16 protein-coding genes are annotated in these 17,857 nt (G+C 33.9%); 2 read left to right on the top strand and 14 right to left on the bottom strand.

Going from position 1 to position 17,857, the window contains the following annotated elements; genetic code table 11:
- Positions 1–17: 17 nt before the first annotated feature.
- The gene (locus CELAL_RS06685) at positions 18–773 is read left to right on the top strand and encodes a sulfite exporter TauE/SafE family protein (protein ID WP_013550144.1); all 756 of its coding nucleotides are present in this window, start codon (positions 18–20) and stop codon (positions 771–773) included.
- A 212-nt stretch (positions 774–985) separates the two neighbouring features.
- Here CELAL_RS06685 and CELAL_RS22335 read toward each other — a convergent pair whose 3' ends face one another.
- The 11 genes from CELAL_RS22335 to CELAL_RS06735 form a co-directional block, all read right to left on the bottom strand.
- On the bottom strand, positions 986–1,150 hold the full coding sequence (locus CELAL_RS22335) for a hypothetical protein (RefSeq protein ID WP_169311399.1): 165 nt from the start codon (positions 1,148–1,150) through the stop codon (positions 986–988).
- 416 nt (positions 1,151–1,566) lie between these two features.
- Positions 1,567–3,105 carry a hybrid sensor histidine kinase/response regulator gene (locus CELAL_RS06690; RefSeq protein WP_013550146.1) on the bottom strand — a complete coding sequence of 513 codons (1,539 nt, stop codon included), beginning with the start codon at positions 3,103–3,105 and terminating at the stop codon, positions 1,567–1,569.
- A 1-nt stretch (position 3,106) separates the two neighbouring features.
- Positions 3,107–3,595: a Rab family GTPase gene (locus CELAL_RS06695; RefSeq protein ID WP_013550147.1), complete on the bottom strand. Its 489-nt coding sequence runs from the start codon at positions 3,593–3,595 to the stop codon at positions 3,107–3,109.
- Positions 3,582–4,427, bottom strand: a complete 846-nt coding sequence (locus CELAL_RS06700) for a hypothetical protein (protein WP_013550148.1) — start codon at positions 4,425–4,427, stop codon at positions 3,582–3,584. Before CELAL_RS06700 ends, CELAL_RS06695 begins: the two co-directional genes overlap by 14 nt.
- A 19-nt stretch (positions 4,428–4,446) precedes the next feature.
- The gene (locus CELAL_RS06705) at positions 4,447–4,806 is read right to left on the bottom strand and encodes a fructose 1,6-bisphosphatase (protein ID WP_013550149.1); all 360 of its coding nucleotides are present in this window, start codon (positions 4,804–4,806) and stop codon (positions 4,447–4,449) included.
- A gap of 191 nt (positions 4,807–4,997) precedes the next feature.
- The gene (locus CELAL_RS06710) at positions 4,998–6,437 is read right to left on the bottom strand and encodes a rubredoxin (protein WP_013550150.1); all 1,440 of its coding nucleotides are present in this window, start codon (positions 6,435–6,437) and stop codon (positions 4,998–5,000) included.
- 11 nt (positions 6,438–6,448) lie between these two features.
- The gene (locus tag CELAL_RS06715; protein WP_041557989.1) at positions 6,449–9,979 is read right to left on the bottom strand and encodes a nitrate reductase; all 3,531 of its coding nucleotides are present in this window, start codon (positions 9,977–9,979) and stop codon (positions 6,449–6,451) included.
- A gap of 168 nt (positions 9,980–10,147) precedes the next feature.
- Positions 10,148–11,023 carry a helix-turn-helix domain-containing protein gene (locus tag CELAL_RS06720; protein WP_013550152.1) on the bottom strand — a complete coding sequence of 292 codons (876 nt, stop codon included), beginning with the start codon at positions 11,021–11,023 and terminating at the stop codon, positions 10,148–10,150.
- A complete protein-coding gene (locus CELAL_RS06725) occupies positions 11,020–12,066 on the bottom strand; it encodes a flavin monoamine oxidase family protein (protein ID WP_013550153.1) in 1,047 nt (348 codons plus the stop codon). Before CELAL_RS06725 ends, CELAL_RS06720 begins: the two co-directional genes overlap by 4 nt.
- Positions 12,066–12,362 (bottom strand): carboxymuconolactone decarboxylase family protein, encoded by a 297-nt coding sequence (locus CELAL_RS06730; protein WP_207175809.1) that lies wholly within the window; start codon positions 12,360–12,362, stop codon positions 12,066–12,068. Before CELAL_RS06730 ends, CELAL_RS06725 begins: the two co-directional genes overlap by 1 nt.
- Before the next feature lie 83 nt (positions 12,363–12,445).
- The gene (locus tag CELAL_RS06735; protein ID WP_013550155.1) at positions 12,446–13,195 is read right to left on the bottom strand and encodes an SDR family NAD(P)-dependent oxidoreductase; all 750 of its coding nucleotides are present in this window, start codon (positions 13,193–13,195) and stop codon (positions 12,446–12,448) included.
- A gap of 120 nt (positions 13,196–13,315) precedes the next feature.
- On the opposite strand from CELAL_RS06735, the gene CELAL_RS06740 reads away from it, so the two are divergent.
- The gene (locus CELAL_RS06740) at positions 13,316–14,071 is read left to right on the top strand and encodes a DUF5995 family protein (RefSeq protein WP_013550156.1); all 756 of its coding nucleotides are present in this window, start codon (positions 13,316–13,318) and stop codon (positions 14,069–14,071) included.
- A 3-nt stretch (positions 14,072–14,074) separates the two neighbouring features.
- Here CELAL_RS06740 and CELAL_RS06745 read toward each other — a convergent pair whose 3' ends face one another.
- The 3 genes from CELAL_RS06745 to CELAL_RS06755 all read right to left on the bottom strand — a co-directional run bounded on the left by CELAL_RS06745 (position 14,075) and on the right by CELAL_RS06755 (position 17,643).
- The gene (locus tag CELAL_RS06745) at positions 14,075–14,746 is read right to left on the bottom strand and encodes a response regulator transcription factor (RefSeq protein WP_013550157.1); all 672 of its coding nucleotides are present in this window, start codon (positions 14,744–14,746) and stop codon (positions 14,075–14,077) included.
- A 156-nt stretch (positions 14,747–14,902) separates the two neighbouring features.
- The gene (locus CELAL_RS06750; RefSeq protein WP_013550158.1) at positions 14,903–16,186 is read right to left on the bottom strand and encodes an alginate export family protein; all 1,284 of its coding nucleotides are present in this window, start codon (positions 16,184–16,186) and stop codon (positions 14,903–14,905) included.
- A 50-nt stretch (positions 16,187–16,236) separates the two neighbouring features.
- Entirely contained in the window at positions 16,237–17,643 is a 1,407-nt protein-coding gene (locus CELAL_RS06755) for an MFS transporter (RefSeq protein WP_013550159.1), read from the bottom strand.
- Between the last annotated feature and the right edge of the window lie 214 nt (positions 17,644–17,857).

Below are 17,857 nucleotides of genomic sequence, written 5' to 3' on the forward strand. Positions count from 1 at the left end.
ATTCAGCAACACAGTTCATGTATTTAACCCTTTCATCAAATATTTCGCAATCTTCTTGGATATTAGCATTTTTAGCAGCCATTATTTTAGGAATTTCAAAGTCGGGAATTAAAGGAATTGCAATTATCATTGTCACCCTAATGGCTATTGCCTTTGTCGCTAAAGAGTCTACAGGTCTTATTGTACCCTTACTTATTGCTGGTGATATTTTTGCCGTAATTTATTACAATAGACACACGCAGTGGAGCTATATCTTACGCTTTTTACCCTGGATGATATCTGGTGTACTTATAGGCGTTGTTATTGGAAAAGAGCTAGACGAAGAAACTTTTAAATTTGGAATGTCTTTTATTATTCTTGGTAGCGTTGTAATGATGTATTGGTGGGATCGCAGAAAAAGCAAATCTGTACCTACCCATTGGGCCTTTGCTGGATCTATAGGTATCATGGCAGGGATTACAACAATGATTGGCAATTTAGCTGGTGCTTTTTCTAATATTTTCTTCTTAGCTATGCGCTTGCCAAAAAACGAATTTATTGGTACTGCGGCTTGGTTATTTTTTATTGTCAATGTTTTTAAATTGCCCTTTCACATCTTTGTATGGGAAACAATTACGCCAGATACCTTATGGATTAATTTAAAATTAGCTCCCGGCATTCTAATAGGTCTTTTCATAGGCGTGCGTTTGGTTAAAATAATTAAAGATGAATTTTACCGAAAAATGATTCTGATATTAACGGCAATAGGTGCATTATTGATACTAATTAGATAACTCCGAAGGCATTAATACTTTGGACTCCCATACAATAGCGGATAAAAAGAAAGTATGTAAAAGCTAAAATTAAAATATATAAATTTAAATTTTGCCTTTTAAAAATGAAAAAAGGGCACTTGAAATTGCTTCCAAATACCCTTTTAGGGGAACATAACAAACACTTTACTATTCAACCATTGTAAAATGGACTTGTTATCGTTTTTGCACTGTTAAAACATGGTTAGTGTTTGTGCTCTACTCGCTTTATTGTTATTTTCTAAAACTGACTTCTCTTTTTCAATTTCTTTTTTACTTGTTTTTAATGCCGGCGCCGCTAATATCCATGTGGTTACACACAGCACTCCCATTATTATTGATATTGTTAATTGCTTCATTTATCGGGCTATCTTTTTTTTTAAAAAAATCATTCACCCTTTTTTTTACTGAGAATATGTTCAATACTAAAAAAAAAGAGTATAGAAAACAAATTGTACTTGATACAAACAAAATAATCACCAAATATGAACTATTCATACGCTATATATTAATTTAAAAAAAAAGCTGGTCATGTGTTTTCTAGATCTTAAGACTATTTTAATCTCTAAATCTGATGTAAAAATATAGTACTATTTCCATATTTAAGAATCGTATTCGAGCAAATTTAATTCTTCGTTTAAAGTCACGAATTACCCGTTTAAATGCATTTTAACACATATTTTCCTACATTTTAATATAAATATAGCACACTTCACACGAATTAAGTGAATGGTTTTTAAAAAAATATTGGATGTAATTTAGGATAGAAGTTTGCCTACTTTAAGTATTTAGACATCGTTTTTAAAAGTTCATCATGGTCAAACGGTTTTGATAATACGGCATTCATCCCTGACTTTTTAAAAGCTTTAAAATCATCCTCATAGGAGTATGCAGTGATGCCTATAATCGGTATGTTTTTAATATTTTTAAAAGGAAAATCTCTAATTAACCGAGCAACCTGATCTCCCGTAACATTAGGTAAATTTACATCTGTTAACAAAAGATCGTAGTCATCATTTATCAATTTCTCCATAATCATAGCCCCATCACTTACAAGGTCTATATAAAAGAAATTTGTATCCAATAACGATTTAAATAAAACGGTTTGTACGTTTATATCGTCTTCTGCTAATAAGATTCTAAATTTTCTATCTGACTTAAATTTAACCTTTTTCTCTTTCTTTTTTCGCGGTGCTAAAATATTAGTCTTTGTAATATTTGGCAATGGTTGTTTTAGCGTTAAATCAAAATAAAACGTAGATCCATTAGCAACACTAGACACTACTTTAATTTCTGAATCCATTAACTTCAACAACCCTTTTACAATAGATAAACCTAAGCCTGTACCTTTGGGTAAATCTGAACTTTGATCACCATTAAGCTGAGAAAAGCTCTCAAAAATAGTAATTTGGTTTTCTAATGAAACACCAACACCCGTATCTATAACCTCAAAACGCAAGTTTAACCTATTTGCTCTTTTCTGATTTAATTGGATGTCTAGGGTAATTTTGCCACTTTGAGTATATTTAAAAGCATTATCTAATAAATTAGTAAGTACTTGAAACAAACGTAAACGGTCTCCTTCAACTAGGTCTGTAATTTTCTTATCAACTTTAACTTCAAAATCAATATCCCTTTCACTTGCCTTAGTTTTGTATGTAAATTGCAACAAATCAAAAAGTTGCGATAAACTAAAGATGTTTTCTCGCAGTTTTAGCCTTCCAGAAGAAATCATGCTAATACTCAAAATATCATCTAAAAGTTGTTTTAGATTTGAATTTGATTGTTGTAGAAAGGTTACCATATCTTGTTGTTGATTGGTAAGTTCTGTTCCTGATAGTATCTTAGTAATCGAAATTATACTTGTTAGGGGATTTCGCAATTCATGACTAAAATTACGAATAAAAGAGTTTTTGAATTTTTCTCTTTCCTCTAATTCCGCATTTTTTATAGCAACAAGTTCCCCGTTAATAATAGATTCATTACGGGTTTGGGCAATGGCTTGGTATTCTGTATAATGACTGGTATAGTCTGATATGATAATTAAATACCCATCCTTCTTTCTAGCAAATTTTATATCTGTAACATAATCTCTATTTCTGTAATTAATATGTACACAATTATATAATAGCTCTTTATCTAAAGCATCTTTTATAGATTCAAAAGTGTAAAAAAAAGGATGAACATCAAAAATTGTAGTTTGTATGTCTAACTTTAAAAACGCCTGATCTGTTTCTAAAATTAGGCCACTCTCGTCAATTAAAATAAATTGAACATTTTTTGTGGCATACTCTTTTTGATACTGATCTAACATTCTAGTGTAATAATTTAGCTAAATGCAGAAATAAATCATTTACGGTGTCACCAGTTTTGGCGCTCGTTAAAAAATTTGTTTCTATATTATTGTTCTTAAACAGCTTTTCTAAATCTTCTTTCAATACCAAATCTACTTTATTACCCACCACCAAAAGTGGTATGCTTGCTATTTTAGTTTTTACGATATCTAAATCAGAATTTAAAGCTTGAAACGTAGAAGGTCTGGTTACATCAAATACAAATACGACACCATGTGTTCCTAAGAGATAAGCATCTCTAATGGTAGTTAAATCATCTGTACCTTCCAAATCCCAAAGTATAAGTGATACTTTCTCTTCCGGAGTAATCTCTACTACTTTTTTTGTGATATGTACGCCAATAGAAACCTTATAGTTGTCTGAAAAACTATCTTCTACAAAACGCCTAATCAATGAAGTTTTACCTACTCCAAAATGTCCTAAGACTACAATTTTTTTAGATACTTGCATTTTCAAATTTTACGAGTAGCTCTTTTTCAAGTGTTTCTCTGTCCATTATTTTTTTATCTGATTCTTTATCTGATGCAAAAAGTGCATCTAAATTCTTCCCCATAAAATCATCGTAAAAATCAAAAATTAGATCTTGAACCTTACCCTTTGAACTTATAGAATAATTACCAGAAATAACTACTGCAACATAATATGAGACAAAACTCTGCAGGTGAATATTGTACAATTCATATTCAATTAATTCTAAATTCTGATTTTTCTGTCCGAAAGCATCTTCTACGAAACCCTTTATCGCTGTTAGCATACCAGAAATCATATCTTCATCTATCGTTTCAGACTTAGTATAGCTGGCCGCTAAAATACCAGAACCTCTTTCTATTAAAAGTACCTGCTCTATATTAGCAGATTCTAATTCACTAAGGATAATTTCTTCTTCTTTAACGCCACTAAACCAAGATTTAAACTTCGTTTTCCAACGTGATGCCGATAATTTTTTATTAATTTTCTCTGATAAAATTTTCATCTCTTGTGAGATGTACTTTTTAATCATTTTACCCAAAATAGGATACAGTGCATCTACAATGTCATCTTTATTTTTTCGAATTTCTTCCTTTAATGTTTCGGTTATTGTAGGGCCCAATGTTTTGGGAATATCCGTTATAAATTCGTTAAGTTTTATTGCTATTATTGGGTTAACCTTTTCTGAGAGTTGTTCTCTTTCGTTAACGGTTTCTTCAATAATTTTTATACGATTCGCTATTTTTTCAGCAAAAACACGGTCTTCAGTAAACAAAATGTCTCTAAGAAGCTCTACTTTGTCTTTTTCAACCATGATAATTTTATTTAAAAAATTATTTTTTGCTTACTTTTTCTCCTAATTCTATTAAAAGACTACCTAAGGTTTTCTTATCAAGCTTTACGGCATCTAAGGTTTCTATCTTGTCTTCTAATTTTTCTTCTAGCTCCGTTACTCTAATATTTACATCAGTAGCTACAGAATCTAAAGCACTATTAATTTCTGTTCGAACTTCTTCTACAAGTTCTTCTAAAACTCTCTTCTTCTCTAAAATATCTTTCTTAAGTGCTTCAAATTCAGAATCATACGCCTGAATGTTATCACCAAAAATAATATTTTTAATTAGATCAATTTTTGAGCTTGTTTGCTCGTCTTTGTTATTTAAATCGATTACTGGCTTACCATTTGTTGACATATGCAGAGAAATTGGTTGAATATTGTTTGTTATGTTCCCGCTTTTTCATCTATAAAGTAGCCGTTTTATTGAATTAAACAGCTTAGTTTACAAATAAATAAGTAGGTAAAATTACTAAATTTAGCCGAGAACGCAAGGAAAGCAACAATTAACCAGCAGACACGGTCTCCTGGTTCAAGTATAATTATATATTAAGAATTTAATTGAAGCGCTATTTTACTAAAGTTTACTTTAGAAGCATCACAGACTTGACACGAATAATCTTCTGGAAGATCTACAAATAATGTCCCTGGACTAACCCCTGCTTTTTCATCGCCATATTCTTTATCATATACCGTAAAACAAGAGGCACATTGGTATACTTCTCTTACTAATTGCTCTGAGGATTTTTTTGTTTCTTCTTTTTTAATTTCTACCTGTCCTAACTGCTTAAAGTATTTCTTACTTAGCTCCATTAACAGACCAGGTAATTCTATCTTATCTACATCTTGAGCATACACCTCATAAACTTGCGTGTTAGGATCAAAGTTTTTAAAATGTAGCACATTATACGTTGGCCGTATTGCAAAATCTTTTACAATGGTTGGCGCTTCATTTTTTTCAATTACAACCGATGAAAAGTGCGTACGTTTCCCTGATTCATTGCTTAAACCAAATGTTAGTCCATACGTACTTATATCATTTTGGTCAAAACTTAAGACCAAAAACTTTTTCAATTCTAATGCTTCTGCGTCATCTACCGGTAAATGCCAGTTCATCTCTAATTGCGAATGGCGAATATTAATACCCCACTGTCCTAGAAAACGCTCTAAATCTGGCCTACTTTGACTTTTAATTCCTTTTACGATAAATGATTTCCATGGAGTAATACATATTTTACCAACACCATTGTCTAAGCAAAAGCCACAGAATTCCTTTAAAAAATTTAGATCATATCGATTGTTTCTCCAATACAAACCCAACCAATATTGGTCTAAGCCCATCCGGTTCATGCCCTCATAATAAGGAAAAGTAAGGTAAGGTACTTCAAGCTCTTTTTCTATCGTTTTATTATTGGTATCAAGGTTTTTGTTGAGTACAAAGAACAACTCATCTACATCTTGAATATCTTCATAAATAGCTTCTATTGCTTTAGATATCGTATTAATATCCCAACTATAGACTAAAACAGGATAGTAAGCGCCCGTGTCCCAGTGCGGTAATTTGATGTTTAAATACCAATAATCTTCACTCTCAGAAGCAATAAAATTTAGATTGCCACTAAATATTGGAACAAGGCGTTGTTTAGCATCTGTAATATTTATTTTAAGTTTTGGCGCGTAATCAAACCCTTCAAGAATATACAAATAGGTAGACCCTTTTAACCAATAGGTCATGTCAAAAATATCTGCACATACATAAGAGGAAACAATATTTTGATAGAATCGTTCTCCTATAATTGTAGTATTGTATTTAGAGATGCTTTCTAACTGCTGCTCATCTGCATCATTCAGCGGAAAAAGTAAGTCTTGTCTAGAACCAAAATGGACTTCTTTTAGCCCAGCTGCCTCCAACATGGTTATTACATCTTTTAATTCTCCTGGAGAAGTAACTCCTCCTTTTAATAATATTCTATGTAAATCATCATTCATAATCGTACGCATTAATGGCTTAATTGAAGCTGATTTTTTAATAGTTCTTTTAGTTCTGGCTTACAACTTCCGCACCCGAGGCCTGCTCCTGTTTCTGAGCACAATTTAGTAAAGTCAGCACATCCTCCTTGAATGGCGTCTATAACGTTACCTTCCCCCACTTGGCTACAAGAACACACCAATTTCCCTTTCATAGGTGCTGTATTTGAGGCTCCACGGAGTAATTCATTTCGTTTTTCTGAAAGTTCTATTTCTTCTTCTATCAATCGTTTAAATTCTGCAAACTCATTCTTATCTCCCATTAGGATTGCTCCTTTTAGGGTATCATCTTTTACGATACATTTTTTATAAAAACGTTTGTTTACATCCATCAAAATAATCTCTTCATAACTACTATCTCCCGCAGGCGAATTCACCATTCCGATACTACATAAATCAAGATTCTCGAACTTTAGAATATTCATTAAAACAGAGCCATTATAGATGCTACTAAAATCTCCTAAGATATAATTAGCAGCAATATCTGCTTGTTGTTCAGCTGCAGAAGTAATGCCAAACAACTGATTATTAAATTCTGCAATCTCTCCTAATGCATAGATAGAAGGATTGCTTGTTTGCAAATAAGAATTAACTACAACCCCTCTACGAGTTTTTAATTTTGTTTGCTTGGCTAATTCTATGTTTGGTCGTGTACCTATAGCATAAACGACAGCATTACACTTAATGGTTTTTCCTGTTTTTAAGTTCACTAACAAAGTATATTCACTAGACTTTTCTTTAAAAACAGTACTTACTTCATTATCAAAATAAAGATTTATACCGCGTTCTGCCACATCTTGTGCTAATAACCTACTTGCCACATCATCTAGTTGGCGCTCCATTAAGCGCGGTGCCCTTTGAATGATACTTATATTTACTTTTATTTTCTTTAACGCTGCAGCAAGCTCTAAACCTAGCAAGCCACCACCAATTATTACCACATGCTGCTCTTCATTTTGCAATCCTGTTTCTCGCAAATAGGTCTTTAACCGATCGGCATCACCACGTTCTCGCATGGTAAACCTGCCTGGTAATTTTATTTGAACATCACTTGGAATAAAAGCCCTACTGCCCGTTGCCATTATCAGCAAATCAAACTCATGCGCAATACCATTATCATCTACCACATACTTTTGTTCCTCATCAATTTGCGAAACTCCAACACCTGAATGTAGCACTACATCTAATTTTTTAAGCTCTCCTTTTTTAAGCTTTTCTAAAGCTCCCCAAGACAGCTCATCGCTTACATATTCTGGCAACAAAACCCGATTGTAAAACGGATCTTTTTCTTTTGAAAAAACGTGTAATTCATCCGTGTCATTCTTTTCTCTATACGATTGTATAAAACGGTATGCTGCAGCACCTGCACCAATAATAACTACTTTCTGTTTTGGCTTTACATATTTGACAACCTGTACCGCACAGTATTTAAAATCTGGTTCTTTAGAAACTGGATCTACAAGATCATTCGTCAAGTTATTCGCACGACCAAAATCATTATTTAATATTTTACCCCAATGCATTGGCATAAAAACCACTTGCTCTCGAATATCATAATTGATGGTAACTTTTACTTGAACTTCACCCCGTCTACTTTTTATAACAGCAATATCTCCTTCTTTAAGTCGCCTTAAAAAAGCATCTACCTTATTCATTTCTAAATAGGGATGAGGAATATGGGTAAGTAATCTATTTACTTTTCCAGTTTTTGTACGCGTATGCCATTGATCACGGACTCTACCTGTATTTAAAATTAATGGATATTCTATATTTGTTTCTTCGGAAGTATTGTAGATCTCTGTTGGTGCATTAAAATGTGCTTTTTTATCAGGAGTACTAAAAACCAAATCCGTAAATAATCTTGGTGTTCCTGGATGTGTATGATGTGGAACTGGCCATTGAAAGCTACCTTCATTTTTAAGTCGTGAATACGATAATCCAGAGATATCTATAGGTGTCCCTTTTGTTAGCAAACAATGCTCATCATAAACCTCACTAACTCCTGTATAATTAAAACCTTTAAAATCCATTGCTTGCGCAAAGCGCCATAAAATTTCAGCATCTGGCAAGGCCTCTCCCGGAGCATCTATAACTTTAGGCAAATAGCTAATTCTTCTTTCAGAATTGGTCATCGTACCTTCCTTCTCCAACCAACCTGCAGCGGGTAGTAATAAATCTGCAAATTGGGTAGTTTCTGAAGTATGAGAGATTTCTTGAACCACAACAAAGCTCGCTTTCTTTAAGGCACGTTCTATTTTATTTGCATTGGGCATACTTACCACAGGATTGGTACAGATAATCCAAATTGCTTTTAGCTTTCCTTCATCAAGTGCATCAAACATTTCTGTTGCAGTATAGCCTGGCTTTTCCTGAATAGGTTTCCCTCCCCAAAAATTGGCCACTTCTTTTCTATGCTCTGGATTGCTTAAATCTTTATGTGCTGCCAATAGGTTTGCCATTCCACCAACCTCACGACCTCCCATAGCATTGGGTTGCCCTGTTAATGAAAAAGGACCAGATCCAGGCTTTCCTATTTGCCCTGTTAACAAGGATAAATTAAGTAACGATACGTTTTTTGAAACCCCAATAGCACTCTGATTAAGACCCATAGTCCACATGCTAATAAAGCCTTTTGCATTTCCTATGTATTGTGCTGCTTTTTTAATTTCATCTGCAGGAATTCCGCATTTATCTGCTGCCTGACGGATGGTTAACGAAAAAGCACTTGCTTTACAAGCTTCAAAATTTTCAGTATGCTTTTTTATAAAATTCTTATCTATTTTCTTTTTCTCAATTAGTAGTCGTGCAATAGCATTAAATAAGATTACGTCTGTACCTGGAAGAATTTGTAAATGTAAATCTGCCGACGCGCAGGTCTGCGTTTTACGAGGGTCTACCACTATAATTTTTACATTAGGGTTTTCCTCTTTATGTTTTTCTAGACGTCTAAATAATATAGGATGACACCAAGCGGGGTTAGCTCCTGCTATTAAAAAACAATCTGCTAATTCTATATCTGCATATGCAATAGGAACAGCATCATCTCCTACCGTTTTTTTGTAGCCAACTACTGCAGAACTCATGCACAAACGAGAGTTGGTATCTATATTATTACTCCCAATAAACCCTTTTATAATTTTGTTTGCTAAGTAGTATTCTTCGGTTAAACATTGTCCAGACACATAAAAACCAACGCTATCTGGACCATGCTTAGCTATAATACTTTTAAAAACTGCTGTTGCCCGATCAAAAGCAGTATCCCAAGAGACACGTTGCAAAGGATGGTTTCTGCTCCAACGCATTTCTGGATACAAAATGCGATCTGTTGTATCTTGTGCTACGTAGTTTAAGTTTTTACCCTTAGAACATAACATACCTGTATTTACAGGATATTCTTCATCTCCTTCTACACTCAAGATTCCTTTTGCATCTTTCTCTACTACTATACCACAGCCTACTCCGCAATAGGAACAAATAGTTTTATGTGTTGTATTCTTTTGCATGATTTTAAATCTAGATGCGAATGCATCGTAATTAGCCATGACAAGGTACAAAAAATACGTATATATACGTAGTGTTGATTTGATAATAATCAGCCTAAGGTTTTGATATATCAATAATTAACTAGGAACAAAATAGTCGCAACAAGATAAAATTCCTACGTAATTAGGCTAAGAAATAGTAGTTCTATACGCCTTAGGAGACATCCCTATAGCGCGTTTAAAATATTTTACAAAATAGGAGTCGTCCTCAAAACCTAAACGAAATGCTACTTCATTTATAGGTAAATTCGTAAATTTCAATAATCGTTTAGCTTCCAATACTATACGTTCTTTAATCAACGCTGATGGTGCTTTATCGACCACACTTTTAGTAATGGTGGTCAAGGTTTTAGCCGAAGTATTTAGCAAATTGGCATAGTCGCTTATTGCTAATCCGTTTTTATAATGGACTTCAATTAGGTCTTTAAATTTAAAAAACTGCCGCTCATAATGGTTATTTATCTGCAGCTTTCTACTTTGATCCGCATAATGAATACGCTCCATGGTTATTAGTAGGGATTTCAGTAAAAAACGAATCATATCTTCATGACCAAAACTTAGTTTATTGGGCAATTCTTTTTCTATTAATTCGATATGATGTGTTGCAATTTTCACCGTATTGCTATCCAATAAATAGCAAGGGTTTTGCTCGATATTGAAAATGTTATATTTCAAAAAAATATCAACATCTGAATGCATAAAAAAACTTTCATTAAAATGAATTAACCAACCTTCTACATCTAGGTTATCATCAAAAAAATGAATCTGATCTTTATTCGTGAAAAGCACCATGTTCTCTTTAATCTCATACGAATTGAAATCTACGGTATGCGTACCTCCTGCATTGAAAAACCATAATAATTGATAGTAACTATGTGAATGGGGTATGGCTGCTTTTTCTGGATTTTTTTTTCGATAACTTTTTAAATCATGCAACTGAAACTGCAACTTATTGGGGTGCGCTTTATGTAGGTGGTATTGCTCTATTTTTTGAGATTCTTTCACTTATGTTTTAATTTTTCGGCTGCTAATTTTCCACTATAAATAGCACCATCCATATAACCTCCATGCAAGGGCGATGTTTCTGCGCCAGAAAATAAGAGTTTTCCGTTCATGTAAGAGTCGGCAAAAACAGGGTTTCCATACGCGGGACTCATATAAATAGATTTAATGGTATCACAAGAAGTATTTTTATCTTGAGACCAATCTTTTTCCTCATAAGAGGTGTAATCCATAATTTCTTCACCTAAATATTTAGTAAGGTACGCAAGAATTTTTGCTTGTCGTTCTTCAGGAGTTAAATCTCTCAGTGCTTCATTTACAAAGCCCATTAAACCAAATTCCGTTTCCCCATAATTGGTATGATCATACAATTCTGTCACAGCACCCACTTGCCCTATGACCGTTCCTGACAAATTTCTAGCTTTCCAAAAGGGTTGCTTAAATTTTAGCCCAACCTTTATAGCATTACTCATCCAGGTATGTGTTTTTTTCATCACCTCAGTAACATTATTAGGTAATTCTGGCAAAAAATCAATTCGTGCTGCAATACGTGGTGGAATGGTACTAACTACTTTTTCTGCGCTATACGCGGCTTTATTGGTCACTACTTTTATACTATCTCCGAGATCTTCTATAGCGAGAACTGTGGTATCTGTATGTATTTGATTTAAAAAAGGTGTTGCTAATTTTTTAATTAGAGCAGTAGACCCTCCTGCAATTCTGTGTGCCGATGGCGCATTAGGATCATTTTGAAAATAATGCTCTGGAGCCATAGTACTATACACTAAAACACTCTGCCCTTTAGCATATTGAGGAAATTTTTCAATCTTCAACTCCCTCAATAGACCAGCCACATGGGTGTGATGATTTTGAAACCAAGTAGCGCCAAAATCGATCTGATTAGTGGTCAAAATTCTACCTCCAATGGTTGCTCTAGCATCTAAAACAATAATAGCTGTTTCTCCCGCTTTATACAACTCATATGCTGTTGTTAATCCTGAAAGGCCTGCGCCTATTATTAAGTATTTAGAGGTAGTTTTTATCATTATTTATTCATTAAATGAGTTCCATGAACCACGGCCGCTCCTGCTCTTAAGGCAGCTGCGACAAAGGTTACTTCTGCTAATTCTTCTTGTGTAGCTCCCGCTTTAATGGCTTGCTCTTTATGTATTTCTAAACAATAAGGGCACTGTGTTGTTAACGCTACAGCTATCGCAATTAATTCTTTGTATTTTTTAGGAATTACGCCATCACTCAAAGCTTCTTTATCAAAAGCTTGAAATGCTTTCATAGCCGGACTCGCATTTTTTTCCAAAGCACCTAAGTGCTTTAAGTTATCCATTGTATACATCTAATTTAAATTTTATAAAGATTAAAAAAATAAGATAAGACACCCCTCTTACCCGCTATTAAAAACTTGAATTTTTAATTTCTACCAGACATTACACCACCATCAGTATCCCAAATGGCTCCTGTTACCCATGATGCTTTATCTGACAACAAAAAGTGTATGGTTTCCGCTACATCTTCTGGCTGACCTATTCTTCCAATGGGATGAAACGCATTAAACCCTTTTAAAGCTTCATGTGCCTTATCATTATCACCAAAAACACTATCGTAAACAGGTGTTTCTACAACAGCAGGAGAAACCGCATTCACGCGAATTTTATGATCAGCAAGTTCCATGGCTAAGTGCTGCGTAAGCGAGTGCAAACCTGCTTTTTGCATAGAATAGGCCGAAGACGGAGTTGCCTTTACCGCTTGTTTCGCCCACATAGAACCAACATTTACAATTGCCCCACCACCTGTTGCTGCCATTTTTTTTGCTGCATTTTGAGTGATAAAAAAGAACCCACGGTTTAAATTCTGATACGAATCATAATCTTCAATAGTATGCTCTAAAAAAGGTTTAGGTCCAAAAATTCCAGATGCATTTACTAAATAATCTAAATTTTCCCAACGATCAATTACACTATTTAATTCGCTTACCGCTGCTATATTTGTAATATCAACCTTATGACAATGTAAACCTTCTGAAACTTCATTTTTAAAAGCATTTAATTTATGCTCATTGGTTCCCACAATATGCACTTCTACACCTTCTTTCAAAAGTCTTTTTGCTGTTGCTTTCCCTATTCCGCTACTTCCACCTATAATTAATGCTGTCTTTTTCATTTGTTTATTTTTTTATTTATAAAACTTAAGCGCAAAATTATTGGTTACTTATAGTTTGTTATGGTAGGTACTAGAGAGAAAATGGTACTTTTAGGAAGTAAAACTTTTTTTTAAATTAAAATGAGCAAACCAACAACGATTAAAGAAGTTCTTATGGAACTTGATCTTATTATTGAATCTTGCATTACAAAAAATAGTCGTTTGGGTCTTTTTGCGTATTTATATCGGCGAACAACTGCAGAAATTTTGAAAGAAGTTGAGCGTGGTGGTTTTGAAAATAATAAACAATTAGAACAGATGGATGTAGCTTTTGCAAATCTTTATATAAATGCGTATAAGGATTACAATTCCGGAAAAAAAGTGAGTGCTTCTTGGCTATTTTCTTTTGAAAACGCAGGAGAAGAGCTAACCATTCTACAACACATTATGTTAGGAGTAAATGCGCATATAAATCTAGATTTAGGGATTGCTACTGCAGCAACTATGTACGGAAAAGAACTTACGCTTATTGAAAATGATTTTAATAAAGTGAATGATATTCTTTTTACGATCACCAATGAAATGCAGGACCGCTTAAGTCGTGTTTCCCCATTACTTTTTCTTTTAGATTTACTGGGAAAAAATACGGATGAAAAAGTAATAGATTTTAGTATGCGGAAAGCCAGAGAACAATCCTGGAACAGTGCTAATCTTCTATGGGCTCTTGACGAAACTCAAAAGCCAGAAGCCATTGCTAAAATAGAACTATTGGTGGTCGCATTAGCCAAATTTATAAAAGATCCAAAATCTAAACTAATTGCTTACGTACTGAAAGGAATTAGGTCCTTTGAAGAAAAGAATGTAGGGCTAGTAATTTCTAAACTACAGAAAGACTAAACTTTAAACTAAATTAAATTCTTGGGCTTTTTTAGATAGATCAATAAGGTTCTTAACATCCATCTTACGCATTAAATTAAACCGATGCGTTTCTACGGTACGTTTACTATTCGCTAATTTTTCAGAAATTTGTTTATTCGTCAATCCCGATAAAATAAGTTCTAATATCTGAAGTTCTTTGCTGGTCAAATCAAACGGATTATCATTTGATTTCGTAGGTTTTAATTTTTCAGAAATAGGCTTACTTCCACTTAAAAGGTTGTTGACCAAAACATTTGAAATATCACCACTAAAATACTTACCGCCATGCTGTACCGTACGTATGGCTTTTATAAATTCAGTTTTACCCGTATCTTTAAGTAAATACCCATTGGCCCCAGCATTAACAGATTTCAAGATATATTCCTCAGAATCATGCATGGACAAAATAATGGTTTTTGTGGTAGTCCCTTGCCTGTTCAAGATTTCTACAGCATCAATACCATTCATTATAGGCATTCGAATATCAATAATCAGCAAATCCGGCTTTTTTTCATTCACCATGTCTATAGCTTCTTTACCGTTTGATACCTCTGCAACAACCACTAAATCTTCTTCTTCCTCAAGCAAAGCACGGATACCATCTCTAACTAAAGAATGATCATCTGCTAAAACTATTCGTATCGTCTGGTCCATATTTTAATTGCTATTTTTTACAAATATAAATTAAAAAATACGTAGTTGAATACTTAGTACATAGCCCCCTAAAAAGTTCTATCTGTTTTAGTGTATTAAAAACTACCACAATGAAAATACGCATTGTGGTAGTGTATAAAAACCCTAATCTATTTATTATTTAACGGCTATATTTAAAAACTTTGGTTTGATGGTTAACATTACCCATGCCCAGTTTTGACCACCTGCTGCTGCATCTTCTGTAATCCCTTTTAGTTCATACATACCATCACTAGCAAACATCTGAGAATACCCAATTGCAAGTCCATATCCTTTAAATTTCTTTGCATAAACAAGGTCTATTTCTGTTCCTAATGATTTTTCTCCACTAGCTAATTCCTGTTCTCCACTAAAATTCAAAGCTTTCACCATTAGACTAGAAGTTTCATTTAGTTGAAATTTTGCACTCACATGCACCTCTAATAACCCAATTGAATTTGCGTGGTTCCCTACGTAGAAATAATCCATAAATCCATTAAATTTATGATTGGTTCCATACAGTGGAAAAAAAGCTCCTGTTTCACCAGCATCGGCATCATTACCACTAATGATTTCTACCCCAGCACCCAATGTTATTTTCTCAGACGCTTTTAAGCTAAGGTCTAAACTAGCCAAATAGGCCCCTTTTACATCTACCTCTCCTTGTCTTTGCCCAGTTTGAACAAAAAAGTTACCGTCTAATCCTAATTTTCCTTTTTTATAGCCTAAATGTGTCCCTATAGTTACTAAACTACTAGTACCATCTGCTGTTATTTCATCATCTTCATATTCCTGAAAACCATTATTCAAAACTAATAAACTACCCGAAAAAGTATCCCAGCTTTGTTTCAAATACAAATATTGCATTGCTTTATATGAAAAGAAACCTGTTGTGCTATATGCTGTGCCTACAGATGAAAAACCAGACAAGTCTGCTTTATCCTGATTAAATGCCAAACCAACATCGAGTAGGAATTTATTTTTTTTATACTTTAAAAGTACCGCATCATGGTTACGAGCTTGTTGCGCCCAATCTAACCCACCCATAATACGCTGATCATCATAAGAAATAGATTGTCTCCCAATTTTTGTAGAAAAACCCTCGCCTAAAGTTAATTCTCCCCAAGCTTCAAAAACGGCAAAAGAATTATTTGCATCTGCCGGTAAAAGTTGTCTATTTTCTCCCCAAGTCATTACATCTTGTAAGCTTAAATATACCTTATACGATTCGTCTACATACCCAAAATTTAAACGTGCTCTAGTAGAAATTCCAAACCCAGCATCAGCATCTTCTGCTATTGGATTGCCATATCCGTGGCGGTATTCCGTTCGTGGCCTAAACTCACCATCTATCGTAAATTGTGCACTGATAAATTGCGTGATTAGGCATAGCAATCCTATTGAAAAATATTGCTTGTTCATTTTTCTTATTTTTTTATTGATTTATTTAATTCTAAATAGTGTTACTTCCTTTATTTATCGGCCATTTGAAGTTTGCCTGACTCTCCTCGTACAGTTTCCTCTGAAGTTGCAAATTTTATAGTGAGTGATAATAGAGCAGCGACTAAAATACAAGCTCCGATTACAAAATAACCTCCCGAAACTGCAGAAGCAGATGCTACGGTTTGCGCTGCTTCTATAGCCTCTTGTCCTAGACCTTTGCTGGAAGTAATAGCAGCACTCTCTGCAACAGCAGATTTAGACTTTAGTAATATTGCTGCCAAAAAAGCGCCAACATTACCACCTGCACCTACGATACCCGAAATAGAACCAATTGCTTTTTTATTTATAAATGGAACCACTGAAAACGTAGCTCCTTCTGCCATTTGTACTGTTAAACTAAAGGCTATTAAAAAAATCATACCTACTACTAAACTCGTCGTCATAGAAAAGAAAGAAAGCATAATACCTTCCGCAGCTAAAATAACTGCTAAGAAAATTACACGACCACGTAAGCCTTTACTATTCCCAAACTTATCTCCGAAATAACCTCCAAGCGTACGAGCAAAAATATTCATTAAAGCAAAAGATAAGACTAGGTTTCCCGCAAAGGTTCTATCTAGTCCAAATCTATTTTGAAGATAATCATCCATAGTTCCATACACCGTTAATTCAATTCCGAAACAAGCGGCATAGACTAAAAATAATATCCAAACTCTGTAATCTTTTAATACGCTACCAAATGATGCTTCGTCTTTTTTAAAGACTGGCATTTCGCCTTTTTCTTTTAATTCAGCAAAATTTCCTTCTGGAGTATCTTTTGTAAAAAAGTAATATACTAAGCCCATTAAAAGACATAAAACTCCTGCAATAACCATAGAGTAACGCCAAGCTATTTCATCTGCCACACCAAAAGCTACAACAGCTGCAGCTATTAAGGGCATACCTAAACGGTTCGCTCCACCTCCTAAATTTCCCCATCCAGCAGATGTTGCATTTGCTGTACCTACAATATTTGCAGCAAACATTATAGAAGTATGAAATTGTGTAATGACAAAAGATGCTCCAATGAAGCCTATAAAGAACCTACATATTAAAAATTGCATAGGTGTTTGCACAAAACCAAGCAACATTACCGGAATTGCTCCCAATACTAATAAATAAGTATAACATAACCTTGGGCCGTATTTATCACATAATTTCCCAATAGCCAAACGAGCAAATACTGTACCTGAGACTGCTAATATAATTGAATTCCATTTTTGAGAAGGCGTCAATCCTAAATCCTTAACTACGTCTGGCATAAAAGGTACTATTCCAAACCAAGCGAAAAAGCAAAGAAAGAATGCTAATGATGTAATCCAAAAAGTTTTCATTTGAATACTCTTAAAATCACGTAAGTTTAATTTCGTGGCCTTGTTTGATGTCTTATTTATCATATTTTCTATTTTAGAAGGTTAAACACTGATCTGCTTACGATTCAAAAATAAGTATAAATACGTATTTATACGTATCTATATGATCATTATAAGTATACAAGTACGTATTTTTATCAAACTGGTAGAATTTATGCAGAAATTCTAGTAAAAAGAAAAAAAAGAGAAGTATGCATTGAAAAATTCATATTTATTAGCCCTTATGAATTTAACTAAG

This window comes from Cellulophaga algicola DSM 14237 (genome assembly GCF_000186265.1).
Taxonomy (GTDB): Bacteria; Bacteroidota; Bacteroidia; order Flavobacteriales; family Flavobacteriaceae; genus Cellulophaga; species Cellulophaga algicola.